Here is a 24,694-nt window from a genome sequence, read left to right as displayed (position 1 = left end):
TTCCCTTGCGTGGTGCGCCTCAGGCAACCCAGGCGAAGGTGGTGGCTCCATGCGGGTCTGGTTCGGCAACCTGCAACAGGCCGGCCAGCAGTGGCCGCCACCCGTCCTGCGCGGGACTGCCCAGCCATTCCTGGCCAAGCCCGAGCCGCATCAGGGGCGCAGCCTGCCGCCCCGCCACGCGCGCGATGTCACGGGCCAACAGATATTCGGCATGGCCGGTGAACCCCAGGATCGGGCCATCGGCAGCAAGCAGCCGCTCGCGCAGCAGCAGGGCGGCGATTTCACCGCCGGTGGGGCGCGTGGGCGCGCCCTGGCGATGCAGGTGCCAGGCGATCCGTTCGGCCACCGGCAGGCGCGCATCGTACAAGGTGAGCGAAGGCATGGCTGGCACCGCGGTTGCCGTCGCCGCCCGAGCCTCGTCCAGCCCCACGCCCAGCAGTACGGGCGTGGCCACAGCGCCGGCCAGGACGCTGCGGCGCTTCATCGCGATCTCCCGGCGGCCAGCCATTGCGCGATCAGGTCCAGGTCCGCATCGCTCAGTTCGGCGCGCGAGAGGGGCGGCATGTTGACCAGCCCGTTGCGCACCACCAGCCTGACGTAGGCCGCCGGGAGGTTTGTCCGTTCGTGCAGTTGCGCGGGCGTTCCTGGTGGCAGGCGCTTTTGCAGCATGATGGTGCCCGTGTTGCGGCCCACGTGGCAAAAAGCGCATTCGCGACCATAGAGCCGCTCGCCCTCCTCGGCTGAATTCATGCCGAAGGTCACTGCCTCCACCTGCGTCGGCATCGCCGGGGCCGCTGCCTGCGCCACGGCAGGAGCCGCGCCCGTGCTGGCTGCTGCGGGTTCCTGCGTGCCGTAGCATGCGCCCAGAGCGATGACGGCAGCCGCAATCGCGATTGGGCCCAGGTTGCGCCGCTTCATCATGCCCGCCCCCCTATGCCGTTGCGCCCGGGTGCAATGATGTTTCCCGGGTCGAGCGCGGCCTTCACCTTGTTGTTCAGCTTCAGCAGCGCGTGATCGTTGAAATCATAGGTGGCGGCGATCGTGTCCATATAGTCGATGTGCCCGCGATATTCGGCAAAGCCTTCGCGCGCGGCTTCGGTCACCAGCCGGCGAAACAGCGTATCGGCACGCCCGGTGCTGGCCGGACTGTCGCGATCGTACAGGATCAGGCTGACGTTGTTGATGTGCCGCCGGCCGATTGTGAAGGTGGCGTAATAGTCCTGCCCCACCTCGCGGTAGATGTCCTTCACCCGCTTGGCATAGGCCAGCACCCTGGCCCCGTCCTGAGGCATGACCGGGGCAAAGCTGAGGTGCCCGCCGCGTCCGCCGAACCAGTTGACCGATTGCAGGCCCACGGTGCTGGGCACTCCCCGGGCTGATCCCTCATACGGCTGGCCCTTGTGCCAGGTCTTGAAATCGAGCGGCTTGCCCAGCCGCGCCTCGAACAGGTCACGCAACAGGCGCATGGAACCTTCCACCAGGAATTCCGGGCCGTAGAAGCTGATCTTGGCGTTCCACCAGCCCAGGCCGAAGCGTTCCATCATGGCGCGCTCGGCCTCTTCGGGCAGGGCGCCCTCGCCCGTGTACCATTCGGCGCGCTGGGTCAGCACCGAAGCGGCACGCACGGGGCTGCCGAACACGATGTTGTGCTGGATGATGTCGCGCCGGCGCAGGTCACACAGGATGTCGATGGCCCAGCCGGCATCGTCGAAGTTGGGAAAGGCGATCTCCACCGCCGCCGTCATCTCCGGTTCGGGTTGCAGCCACAGCCCGGCCTTGGTGACGATGCCCAGGTTGGATTGCATGAACATCTGGTCCCAGCCGGGGCCATAACCGTACTTGTAGTTGCGCCAGGTCACCCCCTGGCCCGTGGCCGCCATGCCGGTGCGGACTAGCTCGCCATCGGGCAGAACCACTTCCAGCCCGCAGATCGCCTCGCAGTTATCGCCCAGCGGGGTGTAGCCGATGCCCCGGTCCAGCGCGTTGCCCACCACGCTGCCCCAGCTGTTGCCGGGCACGGACATCCACAGCGGGATATTGTCCGCCCACAGGTGATCGAACAGGTCGAAGAAGCTGACGCCGGGTTCCAGCAGGCAGTTGGCCTGCTGCACGTCCACGTCCAGCACCCGGTTCATGCGGCTGAGGTCCAGGATCACATCGCCCCGCCGCACGGGCGCGGCCGAGCCATAGCCATAGTTCTTGCCCCGGCTGACCGGCCACAGCGCCACGCCAAACCGGTTGGCGATGCGCACCACCTCCTGCACTTCGGCAACTTCCGCCGGAGCCAGGATGGCCGAGGATTCGTGGTCCAACCCGTCCCCGAAGGCATAGGGATCGATATAGGTCCGGCGATCCTGGTCGGTATCGAGCACACCGCTCTCGCCCAAAGCAGAGCGGAATGCCGCCAGGGCGGCGCTGAAGGATCCGGCATCAACGCCGGTAGGCAATGGACTGGACGGCATCCTTTGTTCCTCGCTGGCGGCACGCGCGCCGGTTGTTCTGTTCAACAGACCTCTATTCTGTATTCTACGAACTCGGTAAGAATGAGTCAATTCCCGGCAGTACCGCCTTGACCAGCAGGCGCACGGCCAGTGCGGTTATCAAGCCGCTGACGATCAGGCGAAAGGCCCGTTCGGGAATATACCCCATCAGGCGCTTTCCAGCCCAGGTGCCGGCAAATCCGGCCATGGTGGAGACTGCCACGGCCGCGGCCAGCGGCCAGTAGGAAAAGCCGGTGAGGCCATAGCCCACGGCGCGGATCGCCTCCAGCGCCAGCAGACAGGCAGCAAAGGTCCCCACCAGCGCTCGACGATCGATCGCGGCGTTGAGCAGCACGGGTTGCAGGATCGATCCCATGCCCAGCACCGTGCCGCTGAGGGCGTGGGCCATGCCCACCCCGGCCATTCCGGCGCGCGAATGGACGTGCGGCAGCGGCAGGCGCCACCAGGTCAGCACCAGCATGAGGCTGCCGACGCCAAGCGCCATGACCCGTTCGGGAATGGCGTGGTAGACCACCAGCCCCAGCGCCACCCCGGCCAGCGAACCCAGCGTGAACGGCCCCACGATCGGCCAGGCGATCCCCTGGCGAAAGGCAATGCTGCGCGCCACCAGCGAGGAATAGGACAGCACCGGCTGCAGGGCCACGGCCACGGGCAGCGGATACAGCAAGGTCGTCGCACCGAACAGCACATAGCCGCCGCCCACCGAAACACTGGCGCTGATCGCCGCGGCTGAGAACGATGCCAGCGCAAGCAGCCCCAGCGTCAGCGGTTCGCTCACCGTCTATGCCTCGCGATAGCCGCTCCAGTATTTCGGCTTGAAGGTCAGGCCGATCAATGCGGTGGCGAAGGCCAGCACCATGACGAAGATGAAGGGCACGGTGTAGCCGCCGGTCCAGTCCACCGCCAGGCCGATCAGACCAATCCCGGCGGCTGCTCCCAGATGGAAGGTGGCGTTGAGGATGGCGATCAGCTGGGCAATGGGTCGCGTGCCATAGATGTGTCGGCCCAGGATCGGTGCCTGTACCACGATGCCGCCGTGCGACAGACCGCGCACCACGGTGAACAGCGCGAAGGTGGCCAGGCCCGACACGGGGAAGGCCAGCAGCACGGCAATGCCGCACAGCGCCCAGCACATTGCCACGCCCTTGGTGGAAAAGCGGTCGAACAGCCAGCCGAACACCAGCTTGCCCAACCCCGAAAGCACCAGCACGATGGTAAAGCCCAGTGCCGCCATGGTGCTGCCCAGGTCGGTCTGGTGTTCTATGAACAGCGGAATGTATTCGTTGATGCCATTGCTGATCACGCCGGAGAAGGCCGTGGCCAGCACCAGCATGATGAACGGCGTGGTGCGCACGATGTCCTTGAACTCCGGCCCCGGATCACTGCCCAACCGGGCAGGCGGAGCCTTGCCCCGGGCCGCCGCATTGGCATGGTCCAGTTCCTCGGCGCTGTAGCCATAGTCTTCCGGCCGTTCATGAACGGCAAAGATGACGAACAGCGACAGCGTCACCAGCACTACCAGTCCGGCAATACCGGAGGTGGCCTGCCAGCCGTAGTGTTCCAGGCCGTAATTGGTTGCCAGCGGCACCACTGCCCCGGCGGCAGCCCCGCCCATCATGGCAATGCCGGTCGCCCGCCCCAGGCTGGCCTCGAACCACCGCGCCAGGGTGAGCTGGATGCCCACCAGGCACACGATCGATGCCGCGCCGGAGATCACCGCCAGCGCGTAATACTCCCACAGCATGTTGACGAAGTAGAGCGCCAGCGTGCTCACGCCGACCGCCCAGACCGACGGCAGCAGAACCTTCTTCAGCCCGAAACGCACGAACAGGGCGCCAGCGAACAGGCCTGCAATGGCCGACACGGCTGACTTGATGACCATGAAGCTGGTGGTTTGCGCCACGGTCCAGTCCATCGTCTCCGAGATGTTGGAATACATCACCGGCATCATCATCGATACGCCGGCCAGGCCAATGCCCCACACCAGGAACCCGGTGATCACATTGGCCCAGGCGTACTGGCGCATTTTGGCCAACGAGGGGCGGATGTCTGCCATGTTCATTTCCTTCGCTGTCTCTTCCGCTTCAGGCGGAAGGTGATCCAACAGAATTCGTCATTGCGCCGGTGCCGGTGTCCCTGCGACCGGCTTCAGCAGGAACCGGGCCAGATGCCGTGGTTGCCGGGCGAGAGGATGCCTGCGGGGTCCAGCGCATCCTTGATCCGGGTGCAGGTGCGGCCATAGGCATGGTCGTTGGCGCTGAAGCGCTGGGCGACCTCGTCGGCCAGCGCAATGTGCGAGCGATAGGGCGCGCAGCCCCACTCCGCCGCCGCCGCATACATCTTCGCCACCGCCTCGCGCGCGGCAGCCACGCGATCGGCCCGGCTGGCATCGAACATGACCATGCACGCGCTCACCAGGCTGCGTTCCTGCACCAGGAAGCCGGTAGGGGCGATCAGGTCGTACCGGGCAGCGGTGTCCTGGGCCAGCTTGTCCACCCGCAGCGCCCATTCGCCATCCAACGGAACCACCGGGGAAAAGTCCATGTGCCCGAAGGTAGGGCCGAAAACCGCCTGCAACCGCTCAAGCAACAGGCGGTTGGGAATCCCGGCAGAGATGTAATCGCGTGGCTCAACCTCGTCAGGTCGCGCGTTGCCGGGATAGGTCCGCAAGTCCAGCTCGGCGTCCGCAATCTCTGCCAGCTCGCGCGCAAGGATGGCGCGGCGCGCCAGGTTCATCTCCTTGTCACCGTAGAGGCCGATACGCACGCTCCAGCGTCCCGGCCGCAGCACCTGCTTGAGGTTGGCGAGCGTGAACGGCGCCATGTCCGGCGAAACGTCGGCTCCGCCTTCGGGTGTGCCCACGATCATCGGGATCCCCTGCAGCACGCCCCGGCGCACCAGTCGCCGCAGCAGCGCGACCAGTGGTACGATATCGCCATCCCGGTGACAGGTGATGGTGCCGATCATGAAGGCTTCCGGGCGCGGCATCAGCCAAACGCCGGCCTGCGTCACCACGCCGAAATTCGATTGCATGAACAGGCTGTCCAGCGACGGTCCATAGCCGCGGCGATGGCACGACCACAGCGGGCTGCCCGGCATCCCGCCCTGCCCGGTACGCAGCACGTCGCCGTTGGCCAGCACCACCTCCAGTCCGCACAGGGCCGAGGCGTGATCACCCATCACGTTGTATCCGTAGCCGTGCTCCAGCCCATTGCCGATCATGCTGCCCCAGCCCAGGTCGGGCACCGACATCATCAGCGGCGCATCCTGCGCGCGCAGTTCCTCGTACAGGCCGGCGAAGGTCACCCCAGGCTCGATCCGCGCGAAGCCCTGCTCCGGATCGATCTCGATGATGCGGTCCAACCGCCGCAGGTTCAGCACCACGGAGCGATCCACCACCGGCGAGGATCCGCCATAGCCGAAATTGCGGCCCATCGACGAGGTCCACAGAGGCACGCCCAGTTCGCCCGCCAACAGCACGGCGGCGCGCACCTCTTCGGTGCTGGCCGGCTGGATCACCAGCCCGGGGCGATAGGCGGACGGGTCAGGCCCCGCATAAGGGTCGGAGAATTCCACCAGCGAAGCGGCATCGCGCAGCACAGCCTGCGGCCCCAGCAACTGCTCGAACCGCTCTGCGGCGCGAGCGATTGCAGCACCATCCGGACCGGGCGTTGCCTTGGGGCCTGTAGTCAGCTTCCTTCTCCCATCCAGCGCCGTGTCAGTGCACGGCGTTCTGTTTAATAGAACCTCGTTCTTTTATAGTGACGGGTCCTGCTCGTCAACCCGATCATGCCTGGTAGTCTGCCAGACAGAACATTGGTCTATTAACCTTGCCAAATTCGCGAATCATGAATACAACTGTGTTCACGCGTAATGGGAGGATGTCAAAATGGCTGCAAGAACCGGCGCACAGTACAAGGCTGGACTCGACGATGGACGCGAGGTCTGGCTGGGTGAGGGGCGGGTAGACGTCGCCTCCGATCCGGTCCTGAAGGGATCGATCAACGGCATGGCAGGCTACTTCGACTGGCAGCACCAGCATGCCGACGAATGCCTGATCGACGACCCGGAGAAGCCGGGCGAGAAGATGAGCGTCAGCCTGATGCTGCCCAAGAGTCGTGAGGACCTGGCGGTGCGCCACCGGGGGCTGGAGCGCCTGGCCCGCTATTCCAACGGCATGCTGGGCCGCACGCCCGACTACGTCAACGTGGTGCTGGCCGGTCATACCGCCCGCGCCGACATCTGGGCCGCCGGCAAGCCGGAAGGCTATGAACGCCTGCGAAAGTTCCATCGCGAGGTGATCGACGGTGACCTGGCGCTGACCCACACCATCGTCCATGCCAATATCGACAAGTCCGCGCCGCCGCTGGGCGGCATGAACAGCGAACTGACGCTGCGCGTGGTCGACCGCAACGAGAACGGCATCGTGGTCCGCGGCGGCAAGGTGCTCGCCACGCTTGGGCCACTCGCCGACGAGCTGTACGTCTATTCCTCCATGCCCATCCCGTCGGGCGGCGAAGAATATGCGCTGATCTTCTCGGTCCCCGTCAACACCAAGGGCGTGATCCAGATCTGCCGCGACCATTACGGCCGCGAAGCCAGCGTGGCCGACGCGCCGTTCTCATCCCGTTTCGACGAACAGGATTCGTTCGTCATTTTCGACGATGTGGAAGTGCCGTGGGAACGCGTGTTCTGCGACGGGGACCTGCGCGTGTACAACACGCTGAACCAGGGCGTTTCGCCCGGCAACACCCTGCAGCAGACCGCGATCCGCGCCATGGTGAAGCTGGAATTCGCCTATGACCTGTGCTCCAGCGTGGCCAAGGTCACCAACAGCCTGAACTACCCGGAAACGGCGCAGATGCTGGGCGAAATCCACTCCTACCTGTCACTGACGCGCTCGGCCATCGTGGCTGCAGAAGCCCAGGCACATGACTGGGGAGCGGGCGCCTTCTTCCCGCACCGCGACCTGTCGGTCCTGCGCTGCGTGATGCCGGAATGGATGAACCGGGTGAACCACATCATCCGCGTGATCGGCGGGCACAACCTGCTCTGCACCCCGTCCCTGGCCCTGTTCGAGGATCCGGAAATCGGCGACAAGCTGCGCAAGTACCTGCCGGGATCCAACGGCATGCCGGCGGAAGACCGCGCACGGATCATGCGCATGGCCTGGGACTTCGCCGGATCGGCGCTGGGCAGCCGCGTGGAACTGTACGAAATGTTCTACCTGACCAGCCAGTCGCGCGCCCGCATCGGCGATCACATGGTCGCCCAGCGCGACTATGAATGGAACCAGGTGCGCGAGTTCATGCAGAAGTCGGGCATCCTGCCCGCCTGATGCGATGAGCACGCTCACCGCCCCCGCCACCGCGGGCATGGCCACCGAGGGCTTCCGCCAGGCACTGCGCCGGTTCGCCAGTGGCGTGACCGTGGTGGCCAGCGTGGCCCCGGACGGCACGCCGCGCGGCATCGTGATGACGGCGGTGATGTCGCTCAGCTTCGATCCCCCGTCGATGCTGATCGCCATCAACCGCACCGCATCGCTGCTGCCCGCCGTGGAGCACAGCGGCCGGTTCAGCATCAACGTACTGGGCAGCGAGAGCAGGGACTGGTGCCAGGCCTTCGCCACCTCCGACGTGGCAGCACGCTTTGCCGCCGGGGACTGGGCGCTCGACGATGCCGGCGTGCCCGTGCTGCGCGACGCGCTGGCCAGCATCGTATGCGATGTTGACCAGGCGGAGCCCTTCGGCAGCCACATGGTGATCAGGGGACTCGTACGCGCCACCCATTTCAGGCAGGACGCGGACGGGCTGATCTATCTGGACGGACGCTATGCACGATCCCACACCTTCGACTGAGGACCAGGCATCCCCTCCCCTGGCCCCGGCCGGGTCAAGCAAGGCGCGCTTCATCGAGGCCGCTGCGCTGGAGTTTGTCGACGCCGGCTACGAGCGCTGCACGATCCGCGCCATCGCCGCGCGGGCGGGCACCAGCATTGCCTCGCTCAGCCGCAACTGGTCGGGCAAGCGGCACCTGTTCGAAGACGTGTTCGGCCTGCACTTTGCCGCGATCGAGGCGGCGCAGAACCGCAATCTCGACCTGCTGGAGCAGGCGGGCAGTCCCGGCCTGGATGAGCTGCTTTACGCCTTCTACCGCCCGGTGCTGGCCCCTTTCCCGGCAACGGGCGAGGCAAGCCCCGCCACGCCCAGCCACCAGGTCTACTGCAAGGCCCTGGCCGATCCCGCCGACGAGGCGAAGGCCATCGTGCGCCCGCTGGTGGCTCCGGTGCGGGCGCGGATGATCGGCTATGCCCGCCAGTTCCTGCCCCAGGGCAGCGAGCACGACCTGTACCTTGCCATGACCCTGGTGAACGGCGCCTACATCTATCCCCAGGTCCACGGGGCCAGGCTCGCGGCGGTCCTGGGCCTCGATGAAAAGTCGATCGACTGGGACAAGGCGGCCCGCGGTCTGGGCAGGATGGTGGCGGCAGGTATCCTGTCCTTCCGCCAAGACCGGCCATGATCGCTGCCGTCCGCCAGGCCGACCATGCCGGCAACCGCGCCCAGGCGGTGCGGGACACTGCCAGGATGCCGGTATTCGCACCCCGACAGCTTTGCCTGGGTGCCAGTGTTATCGCCATCGGCGCCTTCGATGGCGTGCATCGCGGACACCAGAAAGTCATCGGGTCCGCGGTGGCATCGGCACGGCAACGGGGCTGCCCGTCGCTGGTTTACACCTTCGATGTGCCGCCCAAGGCCTTCTTTTCCGGCGCACGGGTGATTACGCCGGTCGAGGAGAAGATCCGCAAGATTGCCGGACTTGGCGTCGCCTGCGCGGTGGTCGCGCCGTTCGACCGGGACTATGCCGCCCGCACCGCCGAGGATTTCATGGCCGAACTCGCCCTGCTGAACCCGCAGGAGATCTGGGTCGGCGCAGACTTCCGCTTCGGCGCGAAGAGTGCCGGAGACGTCACCCTGCTGGCCTCGCGCTTCGTGGTAAAAGTGGTTGATCCGGTCTGCTGCGGCAGGGGCGAAGTCATTTCCAGCTCCCGTATCCGCCGATTACTGCATGACGATCCAGCGGCAGCAAGACAGTTGTTGGCCCACAACTGATCCAGGTTCCGATAGCAATTCTCGAGCATCGCCTGGTGGCGTAACACCCTTCCCGCTCGACAATTTCTGCCGCATCAATCACTCTTCGGCCGATGAAACCGGATGTCCCCAAACAGCCGCCAGCCCGGCCCTTGCTGGCCTGGCTATCCGTCGCCCTGGCGGGCATCGCCGTGCCGGCCGTGGCCCTGCTGCTGCAGGTTGACGCACCAGCACCCGCGCCGCTGGCCCTGGTGGGTGGCCCGATCCTGGCGGTTGGCCTGATGGGTACGGCCATGATCGCAGCAGCCATCGGGGGACGGCTGTGGGCCGGTGCCCTGCTGGCCCTGCTGACCGGTGTGGGCCTCATTTATCTTGCCAAGGCGCTGGGCATGCCGCCGCTGCCGCATCCGTTTTCAACCGGGCTGGCGGTTATCGTCACGAGCTTCGGCTTTGCAGCCATGGGCAAGTTCCTGGCGCGAGTCTCGTCCGCAAGGGCCTGGATGACGGCGGCAGGATTGACCGCCGGCCAGGCCCTGGTGCTGCTCATCGCCGCAGCGGCTCCCGGCCTCTTTCCGGATTGGTTGCTGGCCCTGGTGCCGGCCCAATGGGCCAGCGTATCGATCCAGACCGCACTCACTGGAACCGGCACGCGTGCGGCCAGCTCGGCGCTCATCACGCTGTCCGGCAGCGCGGTCGTCCTGCTGCTGGCGGCCTGGTTGCGGCGGCGCCCGGGGTGGTGTGTGCCGGTGCTTCTCGCGGCATGGATCGCCCTTGCCGCGCTGGTCTGGACGCGGCCCGCGCCGCCGATGCCCCGCGCGGATCTGGCCATCGTTGCAGCGCCTGCCGGACCGGTCGCCCCGATCGCCGATGTCCCGCCCAATCCGGCAACGGCCAGTGCGATTGACCGGGTGCGGCGCCAGATCGATAAATGGTCCGCCGCAGCCGAAACCGACCCGGCCCAGCGCGCGCGCAACTTGTTGCTGATCGCGGCGGTGCCCGACCTTTACGACACCGAGCCGCTGCAATCGCACCTGCCCGTGCTTGTCGCTGCCGAACTGGAAGCGCGCCTGCCTGCCGGACAGCGGGCAGCCATCCTTGCCGCAATTGCCGCCGATCCGGCTGCCGGCAGTGTTGCGGCCCGCGAAACCCTGCCGGAACTGGGCTTGCCTGCCAATGTGGGCGATGAGGCTCCGGTGCGGAACCGGATGGCGCTCTATGCCGCCCGGTTAAACCGATAGCAGGGGGCCTAGCGCCCCACCGCCACGTATTCCAGCCCCTGCTTCTCCACGTCCTCGCGGCTGTAGAGGTTGCGCAAGTCCACCAGCAGCGGGCGGGCCAGCAGGCCCTTGGCGCGGCCCAGGTCAAGCGCGCGGAAGGCGTCCCATTCGGTTACGATCACCACGGCATCGGCCCCGTCCATGCACTGGTAGCTGTCATCGCAATAGTGAAGGCCGCTGATCACCGCCTTCGATGTTTCCATCCCTTCCGGGTCATAGCCGCGCACCGTGATGCCGGCGGCCTGCAACGCGGCCACGATGTCGATCGCCGGGCTGTCGCGCATGTCGTCGGTGTTGGCCTTGAAGGTCAGGCCCAGCAGGGCCACGGTCTTGCCGGCCACATCCCCGCCCAGGGCATTGATCACCTTCTGGCCCATGGCCTTCTTGCGATCGTCGTTCACCTTCACCACCGATTCGACGATCTGCAGCGGCGCGCCAAAGTCCTGCCCGGTCTTCAGCAGGGCCAGCGTATCCTTGGGGAAGCACGACCCGCCATAGCCCGGCCCCGGCTGCAGGAAGCGCCCACCGATGCGGCTGTCGGTGCCGATGCCGCGGGCCACGTCGACCACGTCGGCCCCCACCTTCTCGCACAGGTCGGCGATCTCGTTGATGAAGCTGATCTTGGTGGCCAGGAACGCGTTGGCGGCATACTTGGTCAGCTCGGCCGCGCGGCGGCTCATCACCAGCAAGGGCGAATCATTGCGGGTGAGCGGGCGATAGATTTCCTGCAGCACCTTTTCGGCGTGCTCGTCGTTCACTCCGATCACTACCCGGTCGGGGCGCTTGAAATCGTCGATCGCCGCGCCTTCGCGTAGGAATTCGGGGTTGGAGGCGACCGAGAACTTCAGGTCCGGGCACTTGCGGCGGATGATCGCTTCCACCTCGTCACCCGTGCCCACGGGAACGGTGGACTTGTCCACCACCACCGCGCCATCGCGCAGCAGGGGGGCCATCTCCTCGGCGGCGGCGTAGACATAGGACAGGTCGGCATGGCCATCGCCCCGGCGCGAGGGCGTGCCAACCGCGATGAAAACCGCGTCGGCTTCCGGCAGCACGGCCGCGATATCGAGCGTGAAATCGAGCCGCCCGGCGGCCACGTTGCTTTCCACAAGCTGGTCCAGACCCGGCTCGAAGATCGGGATGCGGCCGGCCAGCAGGGCATCGATCTTGCCCTTGTCCTTGTCCACGCAGGTAACTTGGTGGCCGAAATCCGCGAAGCAGGCCCCCGAAACCAGCCCTACATAGCCCGTGCCGATCATCACGATACGCATTCAGTTCGCCTTTCCTGGATGGACCTTGCGGCAGCCGCATAGGGCAAAGATATTACGGTTTTTCCTAGTCCATCTCGCAAGTGCGAAGCAACCGGTTCGCGCCTGCAAAATCGGTGCGGGGAAGATCAGCCGCGACCGCGATAGGGGGCCACGCCCTGGTCGGGCAGCCACAGGCCTTCAGGCGGCACACCGCTCTGCCAGAACACGTCGATCGGGATGCCGCCGCGCGGATACCAGTAGCCGCCGATACGCAGCCAGCGCGGGGCCATTTCAGAAAACAGCCGCTGGCCGATGCCCACGGTCACGTCCTCGTGAAAGCCGTTGTGGTTGCGAAAGGCCCCCAGGAACAGCTTCAGGCTCTTGCTTTCCACGATCGTCTCGCCGGGCGCGTAGTCAATCACCAGGTGGGCAAAATCGGGCGCGCCGGTGACCGGGCACAGGCTGGTGAATTCGGGCGCGGCAAAGCGCACCAGGTACAGCGCACCGGGGCGCGGGTTGGGCACATAGTCCAGCACCGCCGCTTCCGGCGAAGCGGGCAGTGCGCTCTGCTGCCCCAGGTGCAGCACGTTGGGGGGCGTATCGCTCATGGCCCGCCTGATGCCGCCTTGGCCTGCCTGTGGCAAGCTTGCGTTGCCCCGCACGGTCCTTCGGCCTATCGTCCGCGCCATGGAAAACCTTGTCTCAACGCAGTGGCTGGCCGACAACCTTGGCTCGCCCGATCTCGTCGTCCTCGATGCCTCCGCCCACCTGCCCGATGCCGGGCGCGATGCGGCGGCAGAGTTTGCGGCAGCGCATATCCCCGGCGCGCGCTACCTGGGCCTGGGCACGTTCTTCGATCCCGATTCGCCGGTGCCAGCCGCGCTCCCCACCCCCAAGCAGTTCGCGCAGAAGATGGGCGCGCTCGGCGTGCCGCAGGGCGCGCGCGTGGTGGTGTATGACGACAGCTATGTGAAAACCGCCGCCCGCGCCTGGTTCATCCTGCGCCAGAACGGGGTGCAGGTGGCGATCCTCGATGGCGGCCTGGGCAAGTGGAAGGCGGAAGGCCGCGCGCTGGAAAGCGGCGAGACGCCGGTTGCCGCGGTGCCCTTCAGCGCCGGGCCGGGCACGGGCACGGTGCGTTTCAAGGCAGACATGGTGGCCAACCTCACCAGCAAGGCCGAGCAGGTGGTCGATGCCCGCGGGGCCAGGCGCTTCACCGGCGAGGAGGGCGATTTCCGCCCCAACGTGGCTGACGGGCACATTCCCGGATCGAAGAACGTGGTGTTCGACCAGGTGATGAACGCCGATGGCACCTACAAGTCACCGGACGAGATCCGCGCCGCCTTTGCCGCGCAGGGGGTGGACCTTGGCCAGCCGGTAGTCACCACCTGCGGCGGCGGGGTGACGGCGGCGGTGCTGCTGTTCGCGCTGGAACTGGCGGGCAAGTACGATGTGGCCCTGTATGACGGGAGCTGGAGCGAATGGGGCACCGATCCTGACCTGCCGAAGGAAACGGGCCCGGCCCGGTGAGCAAGGCGCGGTGAAGAACGACAAGCCGGTTGCCCCCGCCACGCAGGTGGTGGAGGCAGGCCGCCGCCCGGAATGGACCGGGGCGGTGGTCAACCCGCCGGTGTGGCGCGCCAGCACGCACCTGTATGCGGATAGCGCCGACCTCGCCACAGGCCGCGCCAACGCCGATGGCCAGTTCTACTATGGCCGCCGCGGCGCTCCCACCCAATGGGCGCTGGCCGATGCGCTGACCGCGCTGGAGCCGGGCGCGGCGGGCACCGTGCTCTATCCCAGCGGGGTGGCCGCCATCGCCGGGGCACTGCTGGCGGTGCTGAAGGCGGGCGACGTGCTGCTCGTCACCGACAACGCCTATGAACCCAGCCGGGCGCTGGCGAGGACCGTGCTGGATCCGCTGGGGATCGAGACCCGCTTCTTCGATCCGCTGGACCTCGGCACCTTTCCGGACCGGTTCTGTCCCCGCACCAGGGCCGTGCTGCTGGAAAGCCCCGGCAGCCTGACGATGGAGGTGTGCGACATCCCCGCCCTGGCCGCAATCGCGCGCGAGAAAGGCGCGGTCAGCCTGCTGGACAACACCTGGGCCAGCCCGCTGGGCTTTGCGGCCCTTGCCCACGGCTGCGACATTTCGCTGATGAGCCTGACCAAGCACGTGGGCGGCCATTCGGACCTGATGATGGGCAGCGCCAGCGCCGGCGAGCACTGGCACCAACTGCTGCGGCTGAAGGCGCAGGCGATGGGCAACGTCGTCTCACCCGATGATGCAGCGCTGGCCCTGCGCGGCCTGCGCACGATGGCGGTGCGGCTGGAGCGCAGCACCGCCAGCGCCCTTACCCTCGCCCGCTGGCTGCGGGAACGGCCCGAGGTGGCCCACGTTCTGTGCCCGATGCTCGAAGGCTCCCCAGGACATGACCTGTGGCAGCGCGACTTTACCGGCGGCTGCGGGCTGTTCAGCTTCATCCTGAAGGGTCGCGACGCCGCTGCCCGGTCGCGCTTCATCGACGGGCTGGCCCTGTTCGGCATCGGCTATTCCTGGGGCGGGTTCGAAAGCCTGGTGGTGCCGGTGGACCCGGCCCGCGTGCGGACCGAAACGCCCTGGCCGCCTGCCGGGTGGGACAGCGCCGACCGGCTGGGCCTGCGCCTCTCCATCGGTCTTGAAGACCCCGCCGACCTGATCGCCGATCTTGAGCGCGCCTTTGCCGCGATGGATGCCGGATGACCCGTCCCGCTGCCGGCCCCAGTGACATCGCCGAGGCGGATGCCCTGCGCGATGCCGTGTCCAGCCGCAGCAACACCGTCGCCGATGTGATCAACCAGCTTGATGCCTGGGGCTTCACCGTCAACGACACCCGCTTCTCCTTGTGGAGCGTGCTGGTGGTGCTGCTGGTGCTGCTGGGCATGTTCGCGTTTGCCCGGCTGGGTTCGAAGCTGGCCGCGCGCAGCTTCGGGCATGTCACCAGGCTCGATCCCGGCCAGCGGCTGCTGGGCGAAAAGCTGGTCACCATCGCCGTCTGGGCGCTGGCCATCATGGTCGGGATCGACCTGCTGGGCATCGACCTGACCGCGCTGGCGGTGTTCTCGGGCGCGTTCGGCCTCGCCATCGGGTTCGGGCTGCAGAAGACCTTCGGCAACCTGATCGCCGGGATCATCCTGCTGATGGACCGATCGATCAAGCCGGGGGACGTGATCTCGGTGGCCGATACGGCCGGCAACGAAAGCTATGGCCAGATCCGCAAGATCGGCCTGCGCGCCATCTCGGTGGTGACGCGCGACAAGATGGAATACCTGATTCCCAACGAAAACCTGATGATCAACCAGGTTGAGAACTGGTCCTATTCCAGCCGCGAAGTGCGGGTGAAGGCACCGGTGCAGGTCAGCTATGCCTGCGATATCGTGAAGGTGGAGGAACTGCTGCTGCGCGCCACCGACGAGGTGCCCCGCGTGCTGGCCAGCCCCGCCCCCAGGGTGCTGCTGATGGGCTTTGGCGAAAGTGCGGTGAACTTCGAGATTCGCTTCTGGATCAGCGATCCGGAAGAGGGGATGAGCAACATCCGCTCCGACGTGCTCAAGCGGGTGTGGCACCTGTTCAAGGAGCATGGCATCGAAATCCCCTTCCCCCAGCGCGACTTCCACCTGAAAGACAGCGAGGCGCTGGACCGGCTGGCCGACGCGCTGAAAGCGGGAACCCCAAACCGCAGCGGCACCAGCTAAAGCTGACCTAGCCCGCCCCCAACCCATTCTCGCTGGCGATTTTTGCGGCCAGCGCGCATCTGCCCCCGCATGGCAAAAGGCACCATCTATCTCGTGGGCGCAGGGCCCGGCTCGGCCGACCTGCTGACCCTGCGCGCCGCGCGGCTGATCTCGCGCGCGGCCCTGATCGTGCACGATGGCCTGGTGGACCCGGAAATCTTCGCCCTCGCCCGCCCCGATGCAAAGCTGGTGTCGGTCGCCAAGAGCCGCGCGCGCCATTCGCTGCCGCAGGACCAGATCAACGCCCTACTGGTGGACGAGGCGCTGAAGGGCCACGACGTGGTGCGCCTGAAGGGCGGCGATCCGTTCATCTTCGGCCGTGGTGGTGAGGAGATGGAGTTTGCCCACGCCCGTGGCATTGCCGTGGAAGTGGTCCCCGGCATCTCGTCCGCCAACGGTGCCGCTGCCGCCGCGCAAATCCCGCTGACCCACCGCGACCATGCCAGCATCGTTTCGTTCGTGGCCGGCCAGTGCAAGGGCCTGGCCGAGCAGAACTGGGCCGGCCTGGCGGGCGTTGGCCGCACCCTCGTCATCTACATGGGCGTGTCCACCGCGCCGCAGATCGCCGAAAAGCTGATGGCCGACGGCCTTGCGCCGGACATGCCGGTGGCTGTGATCGAGAACGCCGCACGCGCCCAGATGCGGGTGCTACGCGGGTCACTGGCCGCCCTGCCTGACCTGGTGGCGGCGGAAAAGGTTGTCAGCCCCGCACTCATCATCATCGGCGAAGTCACCGCCGCAACTGTCGCGCTAGGTGCGACCCAAGCATTCGAACTGGAGGGCAAGTGAAGATCCTGACCGGAAACGACCTGAAGTCCGGCGCCGTCACCTGGTGGGACGGGCAGGGCTGGTCTTTGAACGTGGATGACGCGGTGGACGTGGGCGATGATGCCGATACGATCCTGGCCGTGGAGGAGGCCGCCCGCCGGGTGAACGCCTCCTACGCTATTGACGCCACGCGCGATGCCGGGGGCCACGTGCGCCCCGCCCACATCAAGGATCGCGTCCGCGCCCTGGGCCCCACCGTGCGCCCGGACCTGACGCTGAAGCCGGCCGATCCTGCCGCACTCAACTGGGTGATCTGACATGTACCGTTATGACCAGTACGACCAGGCGATGGTCGATGCCCGCGTGGCCGAATTCCGCGACCAGGCGCAGCGCCGGATCGATGGCAAGATTACCGAGGACCAGTTCAAGCCGCTCCGGCTGATGAACGGCTTGTACCTGCAACTGCATGCCTACATGCTGCGCGTTGCGGTGCCCTATGGCACCCTCAGCAGCGCGCAGATGCACATGCTGGGCGACATCGCCGACAAGTACGATCGCGGCTATGGCCACTTCACCACCCGCCAGAACATCCAGTACAACTGGATCAAGCTGGAGGATGCGGGCGACATCCTGGCCGATCTCGCCAGTGTGGAAATGCACGCCATCCAGACCAGCGGCAACTGCATCCGCAACATCAGCTCCGATCACTTCGCCGGTGCTGCTGCCGACGAGCTGGTAGACCCGCGCCCCTATGCCGAGCTGCTGCGCCAGTGGTCCAGCTTCCACCCGGAATTCAGCTACCTGCCGCGCAAGTTCAAGATTGCCGTGATCGCATCGAAGCGTGACCGGGCGGCCATGCGGTTGCACGATATCGGCATCGAGATCGTCAAGAACGCCGCCGGGGAAATCGGCTGCGCCTTCTACGTCGGTGGCGGCATGGGCCGCACCCCGATGGTGGCCCCGCTGATCCGCGACTTCGTGCCGCTGGACCAGCTGATCACCTATTCGGAAGCGTGCCTGCGCGTCTACAACCGCTATGGCCGGCGCGACAACAAGTACAAGGCGCGCATCAAGATCCTGGTCCACGAGCTGGGCAAGGACGAATATACCCGCCAGGTGGAGGAGGAATTCGCCCACCTGCTGTCCCAGAACATCGAGCCGCCGCTGGCCGAGCTGGAGCGCATCAAGACCTATTTCGCGGACCCCGCCTTCAAGGCGGACCTGCCCACCCAGGCCGATCGCTCCAACCCCGCTTTCGCCGCGTGGATGGACCGCAACACCCACCTGCACAAGGTGCCGGGCTATGTCTCCGTCACCATCAGCCTGAAGCCGGTGGCCGGCATTCCGGGCGACGCTTCGGCCGACCAGATCCGCCTGATGGCGGCGCTGGCGAAGGACTACAGCTTCGACGAATGCCGGGTGACCCATGCGCAGAACATCGTCCTGCCGCATGTGGAGATCGGCCGCCTTTATGACCTGTGGCAGCAGCTTGACGCGGCGGGCCTGTCCACGCCGAACCTTGACCGGATCGACGATATCATCGCCTGCCCGGGCCTGGACTATTGCAGCCTGGCCAATGCCCGCTCCATCCCGGTGGCGCAGAAGATTTCCGAGCGCTTCAACGCCAACGGCAAGGCCGATACCATCGGCGAGCTGAAGCTGAAGATCTCCGGCTGCATCAACGCCTGCGGGCACCACCACGCGGGCCACATCGGCATTCTGGGCGTCGACAAGAAGGGCACCGAAAACTACCAGCTGCTGCTGGGCGGGTCCGAGGCCGAGGACACCTCGCTGGGCAAGATCACCGGCCCGGGCTTCGATGAAGCCGGCATCGTGGACGCGGTGGAAAAGGCCGCCGATGTCTACCTGGCGCAGCGCACCGACGGGGAGCGTTTCCTCGATACCTATCGCCGGATCGGCATGGAGCCGTTCAAGGAGGCTATCTATGGTTGATGCAATCGGCACTGGCGCGGACACCGTGCAGCTGCGTTTCCGCGATGATGCCCAGGTCGACCACCCGGCGGTTACTGTGGACGCCTTCCTCGACCAGTCGAACGCCGTCGCCGTGCGGATCGAGCCGGGCGACGATGCCCGCGACCTGCTGGCCCACCTGGACCGGATCGCGCTGGTGGAGGTGAACTTCCCGGTTTACGGCGACGGGCGCGGCTTCTCGGCCGCCCGCATCCTGCGCGAGGCCGGATATACCGGCGAACTGCGCGCCGTGGGCGACGTGCTGGTGGACCGGATCGAGGCCATGCGCCGCTGCGGGTTCGATGCCTTTGCCCCCAACCAGCCGCTGGACCTGGCGGATGTGGAGGCCGCCTTCAACCGCTTCCCGCAGGTCTACCAGGCCACCACCGACGGGCGCACCCCGATCTGGGCCCTGCGTCATGGCTGATGCGGCCGCCGCCCGCCTGCGTGATGTGATCGACACCGCACCTGCCTTCACGCAGGCCGATGCCGATCGCCTGAATGCGCGGTTCGCGGGCGTGGACGTGCGGGTGATGCTGGCCGAGCTGTTTGCCGAAGGCTCGCTGGGCCGCGTGGCCGTGGTTTCCAGCTTCGGCACCGAAAGCGCCGTGCTGCTGCACCTGGTGGCCAGCGCCGATCCATCCGTGCCGGTGATCTTCGTCGATACGCTGAAGATGTTCCAGGAAACGCTGGACTATCGCGACACGCTGACCAGCCTGCTGGGCCTGAGCAACTCCAGCGTGGTCCAGCCGGACGCCGCCGTGCTTGCTGCCAAGGACGAGAACGGGCTGCGCTGGTCCTGGGATCCCGATGGCTGCTGCGAGATCCGCAAGGTGGAGCCGCTGGCCCGGGCCAAGCGGGGGCTGGATGCGTGGATTTCCGGGCGCAAGGCCTTCCAGTCGGTCACCCGCGAGAACCTGCCGCGGTTCGAGATCGAGGACGGCCGCCTGAAGATCAACCCGCTGGGTGACTGGACCAAGGACGACCTCGAAGCCTATTTCGCCGAGCATGACCTGCCCCGCCACCCGCTGGAGGCGCAGGGCTACCTGTCGGTCGGCTGCGCGCCGTGCACCAGCGTGGTGAAGCCGGGTGAAGACCCGCGCGCGGGCCGCTGGCGCGGCTGGGACAAGACCGAGTGCGGCATCCATACGCCGGTGTCCACGCCGGTGGGCACGCCTGCCAGCGGCGACGAGCTGCCGCCGGGGTACGAGCCGGTTTTCTGATCTGCCTCTGCGCCCGGGCGGGAATCCAACACCCGCAGCCACGGCAAGACGATCATCAAAAACGGGAAACCGCGCGGCCGGTGCGGCGCCGGGTGGCGCTCTCGCACGGGGCTGCCGGGCATGCGCGAACGGACCGGGCGTGCCTGGCGGGGCGCATCGGTCACCGTTCCTGTGGGCGGGAGTGGCCCGTGGCTGGCGGGGGAACTCGCTTTGCGGCCCGCCTGTCACGGCGCGGCTGATCGTGCCGCGCCAGTGCCGGGTGCGTGGCCAGCCTTCGGAGAGCCTGCCTGCTGCGGGTGGGCCTGTCTTCTTGCGAGAGGCGCCCGGTGGGCCAGGTTGCAAAGGGGCAGGCGCCCGGATCATCCACCCGCCGCTTCCGGTTGTGGGCTGCACGTGGCTTGGGAAACCCCCTGCCTTGCGCCGCCGCACCGGCCGCGTTGTTCTGGTGAGCAAAGGCCAGAGAGGGTCGACATCCCCGCTGGTCCGGTGGCGCGCATATAACCTAAATGGTTATAATTGTCAATAGCGTTTACCCGAAGGCCCTATTGTGAACGCTCAATGACAGATTTCACACTGAATCTACCAGTATGTTGCATAGGACGCAACACCTCTTGCAGTTATCGCGTTTGTGCAGAATCGCGCCCGCCGCCATAAGGATCAGGCCTTTCAGGCATCCTCTCCCAAAACTTTCAAGGCCCGGCCGAGCAATCGACCGGGCCTTCTTTTATGCATATTCCGCAGCGCCCCTCCCCTCAGGGGACGGGGTATCGTGGTGGCGTCTGGAAGTGCGAATTGTGACCGCAGACCGGAATGTCCGATGTGAGGGTGGGAAACGGACGTTGCGGCGCGGCGCGTTGTGCGGCAACCTTGCCTGATGTGGCGTCATCTAAAACCATTGCTAGCAGGATTGCTCATCTGGCCAGCTGCCTGTTCTGACAGAGCGCTCACTGCGCCAGATTACACAGTGGCCTGCGAGCTAGCGCAGAAGCATATCGCAGACTTCCAGTCACAGTCCCCTCGCCCAATTGCCGTATGGAGCCAACCGGGAGCTGACGCGCCATCGCGACAGGAGATCGAAACGTTGCTCGAGGAAAGCCCTCAACTGGCAAGGGATGCAAGCGTCGAGCTGGCACTTGCAGCAGCGGATGTGAGGGATATCAACGTCGTCGAAAACTGCCCTGATCTGAGGGCTTGGCTGGACAGCGAAGGGATCATACACGACGATCGCAGCCTTGAGGCGATTACCCGCTTAGAGGATTGGCCCGTGGCAATGATCTCCATCAGTTTGCCAGCCCTAGCAGACAATGGCGCAACAGCGCTGCTTTATAGTTACGAGGGATATGGGCCACTTGCAGGCGGCCTCTCCTCGATGATCTACAAAAGGGACGCGCAAGGCGGTTGGGTGCTTCATAGAACCGACCATCTCACCATCAGCTAATGCCACGTCCGCAATGGGGTCGTTAGCCGACAGGCAGCTTTTGTACGCTTCGCAATGAAAGGGGGGACGGTGAAGGCCTACGCCTTCTCCAGTAACCCATAGGCCAGCAGCGTCTCCAGCGTATCACGCAAGTCCGCCGCATCCGCCACCGCAAAGTCGCTCATGGCCATGCTGCCTTCAGCCAGCCTTGCCGCCAGTTGCGGGGCCAGGTCTGCCGCCAGCGGGATCGAGCAAGATGCCAGCGCCAGTTGCGGCCCTTCCTCGCTCTCCTCGATGGCGTAGATCACGCTCTCGCGCACCACCAGCCGGTCAGTCTCGCCCACGCCGGCGATCAGCGCGTTGAGCGCGCCACGCAGGCGTGGACCCTGGTTCATCACGAAGTTGCTGCCGAAGGCCGCCAGCGTGGCATCGAAGCTGGCCTTGTCGGCAATCTCGTGGATCAGGCGGCGGAAGGTCTCGGCATTGGCGGCGCGCTGGGCGGGATCGAAATAGAGCGAGGGCGGCAGCGACTGGCGCAGTTCGGGGATGCGCAAGCTCGCCTCGGCTACGGCTTCCAGCATGAATTCCGCCCAGGTCTGCACCAGGATGCCCACGGTGATGTGCAGGCTCGCCTCGTCGCCCTCGGTCTCGGCCCGGTGGGCCAGGCCGCGCGGGACATAGAGGCACTCGCCCGGCTCCATGATGAAGGTGTCCCGCAGCTCGCCCGTCTCGTCCTCGTTCTTGCGGAAGCCCTCGCCCTTGTAGGGCAGGCCATCGCGCTGGCCATAGATCTCCCACTTCTTGCGGCCCGAGACCTGCAGCACGAACACGTCGTGATCGTCATAATGGATGCCGAAGCCGCTGTTGCCCGGCGGCGTCAGGTAGATGTTGGTCTGGATGCGCGCGCCGAACTCCCGCTCCAGCGCCAGGCAGAAGGTGTAGAGCCGCGCATCGGCAAAGTGCAGCTGGGGCAGCACGATGGTGGCCCCGTTGCGGAAGGTATCCAGCACCGCGCCGCGATCGATGATGCCGGTGGCATAGGTGTATTCGCTGGCCGGCACCGGCGCGCCGCTTTGCGACATGGTCAGCGCCGATGGCGGCAGTTCGCTGTCCGAGATGATCTCGTCCACCCGGTCAATGCTCAGCAGCGCCGCCACCTTGTCGGGCGCCGGGGTCGAGCGGAAGTAGGTCTGCTCGTAATAGCGGCTGAAGAACTCCTCGCGGCCCAGCGGCGCGATCATGTAGTCCAGCGGGCTGGTGCCAGCCTGCCTGATGTTAAGCGCAGTCATGCAGAATAGTCCCGAATATGCCCGGCAAGGCTGCCGGCGGCCCTAGCGGCCCGTGCCCCGTCCGCGCCCGTGGCCTGACCGGTCGTTGCTGTCGCCATCCGTCAGGCCCGAATAGCCCTGGCCGGAACGGTCGGTGGAATCGCTGTCGGTATAGCCGTTGCTGGTTCCGCGCCCGCGGCCCACGGCATCACGGTTGGAACCAGTGTCGCTGTCGGTCAGGCCGGAGGATGTGGTCTTTCCGCCGCCGCACCGGCGGCCCCGGCCGACCCCGTCGGCGTTCTTGCCCGTATCGCTGTCGGTGCACGAAGTGCTCCCCCGGCCATGACCCGCCCGGTCATTGCTGTCGCCATCGGTAGAGCCGGAATAACCGTAATTGGCCCGGTCGTTGCTGTCGCTGTCAGTCCGCCCGCTCTGCGCCTGGGCGCTGCCGCCGATCAGGGTGCCGGCGGCCGCGCCGGTGACCAGGGCCACGAACGAACGGCGCGATACGCGGTTGGCCTTCTTCGACATTGCTGCTTCCCCCCCCTGGGTGATGCTGAACCCTTGCAGCCTTGCCCGCAAGGGCCCGCAGATCAGCGGACTGGCGGATCAGCGGCCGGTGCCGCGCCCGCGCCCGTAGCCGCCACGATCGGCATCGTCCGAATCCGAAATGCCCGAGCGGCCGAAGCCGGCGCGGTCGTTCGAATCGCTGTCGGTATAGCCGGTGCCCGAACCGCGTCCGCGACCGGGAGCATCGCTGTTGGAGCCGGAATCGCTGTCGGTCAGGCCCGAACCGCCGCTGCGCCCGCCACCGCCGCCGCGGCCATAGCTGGCCCGGTCATTGCTGTCGGAATCGGTCACGCCGGTACGGCCATAGCCGCCGCGGTCACCCGAATCGCTGTCCGAATAGCCGGTGCGGCCATAGCCGGCGCGGTCGTTAGAATCGCTGTCGGTGCGGCCGGTCTGCTGCGCCTTGGCGGGGCCGGCGATCATCGCACTGGCGGCAGCGCCGGTTACCAGTCCCACGAAAGAACGGCGCGAAACACGGTTTGCTTTCTTCATCGAAACTCCCCTCTCAGATCCGCCGCAACCTTGGTGCAGACCCCCAAATCAATCGATCCGTCGCAAATCTATACCCATTTGTCGATCCACGCGAATGAAAAAAGCTGTCAGACTTCCAGACTTTGCGAAGCATTCGCAGTAACTTAGAGTGTCATACCCAGCCGTTGGCCTGATACCACGCGGCGGTTTGCGCCAGCCCCTCCAAGGTGGGGATTGCCGGGGTCCACAGGTGCTCCGGCACGGCCAGCGCGGGCGAGGAAACCCAGTCCGGATGGAGCATGTAGCTGGCCCGGTCGGGCGTCAGTTTCGCCTTGTCGCCGCGCGCCAGCCGGTCCAGCCGCGCCGCACCGCGCAGCACGGGGGCGGGCAGGCCAGGGGCCCACACGCGGCGACCCATCGCGCTGCCGATAGCTCGGGCCAGATCAGGATGCGCCCAGCCGCCAGGGCGGCCATCATCCGGCTCGAACAGCCGTTCGCTCCAGTCCGGCCCGCCACCATGCGCCGCCGCCAGCAGCAGCCGCGCCAGGTCTGCCGCATGGATCACCGAGGCGGCACCGGCTGGCGGCACCGGCAGCACGCCCAGCTTGGCGGCGCGGAACATCTCGAACATGTCCCGGTCGCGCGGGCCATAGATCGCGGGCGGACGTACGATCGTCCAGTCCAGCCCGCTTTGCCGCACCACCTCCTCCGCCCCGGCCTTGGACCAGCCATAGGCGGACAGGCCCGGCTCGCGCGCGGCCAGGCTGGAGACGTGGATGAACCGGCGCACGCCTGCCGCCCTGGCCGCTTCCACCACGGCTTGCGTGCCCGCGATATTGGCGGCGGCAAATGCCTCACGCGTGGGCACGTTGACTGCGCCGGCAATGTGCAGCACCGCGTCCGCGCCTTCGGCCAGCATGGCCAGCGCAGCCGGATCGGCCAGCGTGCCTTCGATCCACAGCGGCTGCGGCACCCCGCTGCCGAAATGCGCGCCGCCCATGCGGCGTGTGAGCGCCTGCGGCCTGAGGCCCTGCCCCAGAGCCTGTTCCAGCACGTGGCTGCCCAGGAACCCCGTGCCCCCCGTTATGGCGAGCACGGGAGACGACACTGGCG

Annotated in this window: 26 protein-coding genes; 14 read left to right on the top strand and 12 right to left on the bottom strand. The window is 66.6% G+C overall.

What is annotated here, in order from left to right; genetic code table 11:
- Window positions 1-19: 19 nt before the first annotated feature.
- The 6 genes from GRI99_RS14445 to GRI99_RS14420 all read right to left on the bottom strand — a co-directional run bounded on the left by GRI99_RS14445 (window position 20) and on the right by GRI99_RS14420 (window position 6,119).
- On the bottom strand, window positions 20-484 hold the full coding sequence (locus GRI99_RS14445; protein ID WP_160772769.1) for a hypothetical protein: 465 nt from the start codon (window positions 482-484) through the stop codon (window positions 20-22).
- The gene (locus GRI99_RS14440) at window positions 481-921 is read right to left on the bottom strand and encodes a c-type cytochrome (protein ID WP_160772768.1); all 441 of its coding nucleotides are present in this window, start codon (window positions 919-921) and stop codon (window positions 481-483) included. The genes GRI99_RS14445 and GRI99_RS14440 overlap by 4 nt, the downstream gene beginning before the upstream one ends.
- On the bottom strand, window positions 918-2,462 hold the full coding sequence (locus GRI99_RS14435; protein ID WP_160772767.1) for an FAD-binding oxidoreductase: 1,545 nt from the start codon (window positions 2,460-2,462) through the stop codon (window positions 918-920). Before GRI99_RS14435 ends, GRI99_RS14440 begins: the two co-directional genes overlap by 4 nt.
- A gap of 64 nt (window positions 2,463-2,526) precedes the next feature.
- Window positions 2,527-3,279, bottom strand: coding sequence for a TSUP family transporter (locus tag GRI99_RS14430; protein ID WP_160772766.1), 753 nt, complete (start codon window positions 3,277-3,279; stop codon window positions 2,527-2,529).
- A gap of 3 nt (window positions 3,280-3,282) precedes the next feature.
- Entirely contained in the window at window positions 3,283-4,557 is a 1,275-nt protein-coding gene (locus tag GRI99_RS14425; protein WP_160772765.1) for an MFS transporter, read from the bottom strand.
- Between the two features lie 92 nt (window positions 4,558-4,649).
- Complete coding sequence (locus tag GRI99_RS14420; RefSeq protein ID WP_160772764.1) at window positions 4,650-6,119, bottom strand: FAD-binding oxidoreductase; 1,470 nt, start codon at window positions 6,117-6,119, stop codon at window positions 4,650-4,652.
- Between the two features lie 271 nt (window positions 6,120-6,390).
- On the opposite strand from GRI99_RS14420, the gene GRI99_RS14415 reads away from it, so the two are divergent.
- The 5 genes from GRI99_RS14415 to GRI99_RS14395 all read left to right on the top strand — a co-directional run bounded on the left by GRI99_RS14415 (window position 6,391) and on the right by GRI99_RS14395 (window position 10,830).
- The gene (locus GRI99_RS14415) at window positions 6,391-7,839 is read left to right on the top strand and encodes a 4-hydroxyphenylacetate 3-hydroxylase family protein (protein WP_160772763.1); all 1,449 of its coding nucleotides are present in this window, start codon (window positions 6,391-6,393) and stop codon (window positions 7,837-7,839) included.
- A 4-nt stretch (window positions 7,840-7,843) separates the two neighbouring features.
- Window positions 7,844-8,359, top strand: coding sequence for a flavin reductase family protein (locus tag GRI99_RS14410; RefSeq protein WP_160772762.1), 516 nt, complete (start codon window positions 7,844-7,846; stop codon window positions 8,357-8,359).
- Complete coding sequence (locus GRI99_RS14405; protein WP_160772761.1) at window positions 8,334-9,023, top strand: TetR/AcrR family transcriptional regulator; 690 nt, start codon at window positions 8,334-8,336, stop codon at window positions 9,021-9,023. The genes GRI99_RS14410 and GRI99_RS14405 overlap by 26 nt, the downstream gene beginning before the upstream one ends.
- Entirely contained in the window at window positions 9,020-9,613 is a 594-nt protein-coding gene (locus GRI99_RS14400; protein ID WP_202393115.1) for an FAD synthetase family protein, read from the top strand. Before GRI99_RS14405 ends, GRI99_RS14400 begins: the two co-directional genes overlap by 4 nt.
- Window positions 9,614-9,705: 92 nt before the next feature.
- Window positions 9,706-10,830, top strand: coding sequence for a hypothetical protein (locus tag GRI99_RS14395; protein WP_237438363.1), 1,125 nt, complete (start codon window positions 9,706-9,708; stop codon window positions 10,828-10,830).
- Window positions 10,831-10,838: 8 nt separating this feature from the next.
- On the opposite strand, the gene GRI99_RS14390 is transcribed toward GRI99_RS14395, so the two are convergent.
- Together GRI99_RS14390 and queF are read right to left on the bottom strand one after the other, a co-directional pair.
- Complete coding sequence (locus GRI99_RS14390; RefSeq protein WP_160772760.1) at window positions 10,839-12,140, bottom strand: UDP-glucose dehydrogenase family protein; 1,302 nt, start codon at window positions 12,138-12,140, stop codon at window positions 10,839-10,841.
- 125 nt (window positions 12,141-12,265) lie between these two features.
- Window positions 12,266-12,727, bottom strand: coding sequence for a preQ(1) synthase (queF, locus tag GRI99_RS14385; RefSeq protein ID WP_160772759.1), 462 nt, complete (start codon window positions 12,725-12,727; stop codon window positions 12,266-12,268).
- Window positions 12,728-12,806: 79 nt separating this feature from the next.
- On the opposite strand from queF, the gene GRI99_RS14380 reads away from it, so the two are divergent.
- The 9 genes from GRI99_RS14380 (at window position 12,807) to GRI99_RS14340 (ending at window position 21,293) form a co-directional block, all read left to right on the top strand.
- On the top strand, window positions 12,807-13,649 hold the full coding sequence (locus GRI99_RS14380; RefSeq protein WP_160772758.1) for a sulfurtransferase: 843 nt from the start codon (window positions 12,807-12,809) through the stop codon (window positions 13,647-13,649).
- A 10-nt stretch (window positions 13,650-13,659) separates the two neighbouring features.
- Complete coding sequence (gene metC / locus GRI99_RS14375; RefSeq protein ID WP_337192930.1) at window positions 13,660-14,862, top strand: cystathionine beta-lyase; 1,203 nt, start codon at window positions 13,660-13,662, stop codon at window positions 14,860-14,862.
- Window positions 14,859-15,854 carry a mechanosensitive ion channel family protein gene (locus GRI99_RS14370; RefSeq protein ID WP_160772756.1) on the top strand — a complete coding sequence of 332 codons (996 nt, stop codon included), beginning with the start codon at window positions 14,859-14,861 and terminating at the stop codon, window positions 15,852-15,854. Before metC ends, GRI99_RS14370 begins: the two co-directional genes overlap by 4 nt.
- A gap of 69 nt (window positions 15,855-15,923) precedes the next feature.
- On the top strand, window positions 15,924-16,682 hold the full coding sequence (cobA, locus tag GRI99_RS14365) for a uroporphyrinogen-III C-methyltransferase (RefSeq protein WP_160772755.1): 759 nt from the start codon (window positions 15,924-15,926) through the stop codon (window positions 16,680-16,682).
- Window positions 16,679-16,978 carry a DUF2849 domain-containing protein gene (locus GRI99_RS14360; RefSeq protein ID WP_160772754.1) on the top strand — a complete coding sequence of 100 codons (300 nt, stop codon included), beginning with the start codon at window positions 16,679-16,681 and terminating at the stop codon, window positions 16,976-16,978. Before cobA ends, GRI99_RS14360 begins: the two co-directional genes overlap by 4 nt.
- A gap of 1 nt (window position 16,979) precedes the next feature.
- Window positions 16,980-18,614 carry a nitrite/sulfite reductase gene (locus GRI99_RS14355; protein WP_160772753.1) on the top strand — a complete coding sequence of 545 codons (1,635 nt, stop codon included), beginning with the start codon at window positions 16,980-16,982 and terminating at the stop codon, window positions 18,612-18,614.
- On the top strand, window positions 18,607-19,059 hold the full coding sequence (locus GRI99_RS14350) for a DUF934 domain-containing protein (protein WP_160772752.1): 453 nt from the start codon (window positions 18,607-18,609) through the stop codon (window positions 19,057-19,059). Before GRI99_RS14355 ends, GRI99_RS14350 begins: the two co-directional genes overlap by 8 nt.
- Window positions 19,052-19,855, top strand: a complete 804-nt coding sequence (locus GRI99_RS14345) for a phosphoadenylyl-sulfate reductase (RefSeq protein WP_160772751.1) — start codon at window positions 19,052-19,054, stop codon at window positions 19,853-19,855. Before GRI99_RS14350 ends, GRI99_RS14345 begins: the two co-directional genes overlap by 8 nt.
- Before the next feature lie 1,081 nt (window positions 19,856-20,936).
- A complete protein-coding gene (locus tag GRI99_RS14340) occupies window positions 20,937-21,293 on the top strand; it encodes a hypothetical protein (RefSeq protein ID WP_160772750.1) in 357 nt (118 codons plus the stop codon).
- Window positions 21,294-21,370: 77 nt separating this feature from the next.
- Here GRI99_RS14340 and GRI99_RS14335 read toward each other — a convergent pair whose 3' ends face one another.
- From GRI99_RS14335 to GRI99_RS14320, 4 genes are all read right to left on the bottom strand, one after another.
- Window positions 21,371-22,561: a cupin domain-containing protein gene (locus GRI99_RS14335; RefSeq protein WP_160772749.1), complete on the bottom strand. Its 1,191-nt coding sequence runs from the start codon at window positions 22,559-22,561 to the stop codon at window positions 21,371-21,373.
- 42 nt (window positions 22,562-22,603) lie between these two features.
- The gene (locus GRI99_RS14330; protein WP_160772748.1) at window positions 22,604-23,071 is read right to left on the bottom strand and encodes a hypothetical protein; all 468 of its coding nucleotides are present in this window, start codon (window positions 23,069-23,071) and stop codon (window positions 22,604-22,606) included.
- Between the two features lie 78 nt (window positions 23,072-23,149).
- The gene (locus tag GRI99_RS14325) at window positions 23,150-23,602 is read right to left on the bottom strand and encodes a hypothetical protein (RefSeq protein ID WP_160772747.1); all 453 of its coding nucleotides are present in this window, start codon (window positions 23,600-23,602) and stop codon (window positions 23,150-23,152) included.
- A gap of 151 nt (window positions 23,603-23,753) precedes the next feature.
- Window positions 23,754-24,689 carry an NAD-dependent epimerase/dehydratase family protein gene (locus tag GRI99_RS14320; protein WP_337192929.1) on the bottom strand — a complete coding sequence of 312 codons (936 nt, stop codon included), beginning with the start codon at window positions 24,687-24,689 and terminating at the stop codon, window positions 23,754-23,756.
- Between the last annotated feature and the right edge of the window lie 5 nt (window positions 24,690-24,694).

Source organism: Alteraurantiacibacter buctensis (assembly GCF_009827655.1).
Classification (GTDB): Bacteria; Pseudomonadota; Alphaproteobacteria; order Sphingomonadales; family Sphingomonadaceae; genus Alteraurantiacibacter; species Alteraurantiacibacter buctensis.
The sequence above is the reverse complement of the archived record's forward strand: the minus strand, read 5'-3'. Positions and strand labels throughout refer to the sequence as shown.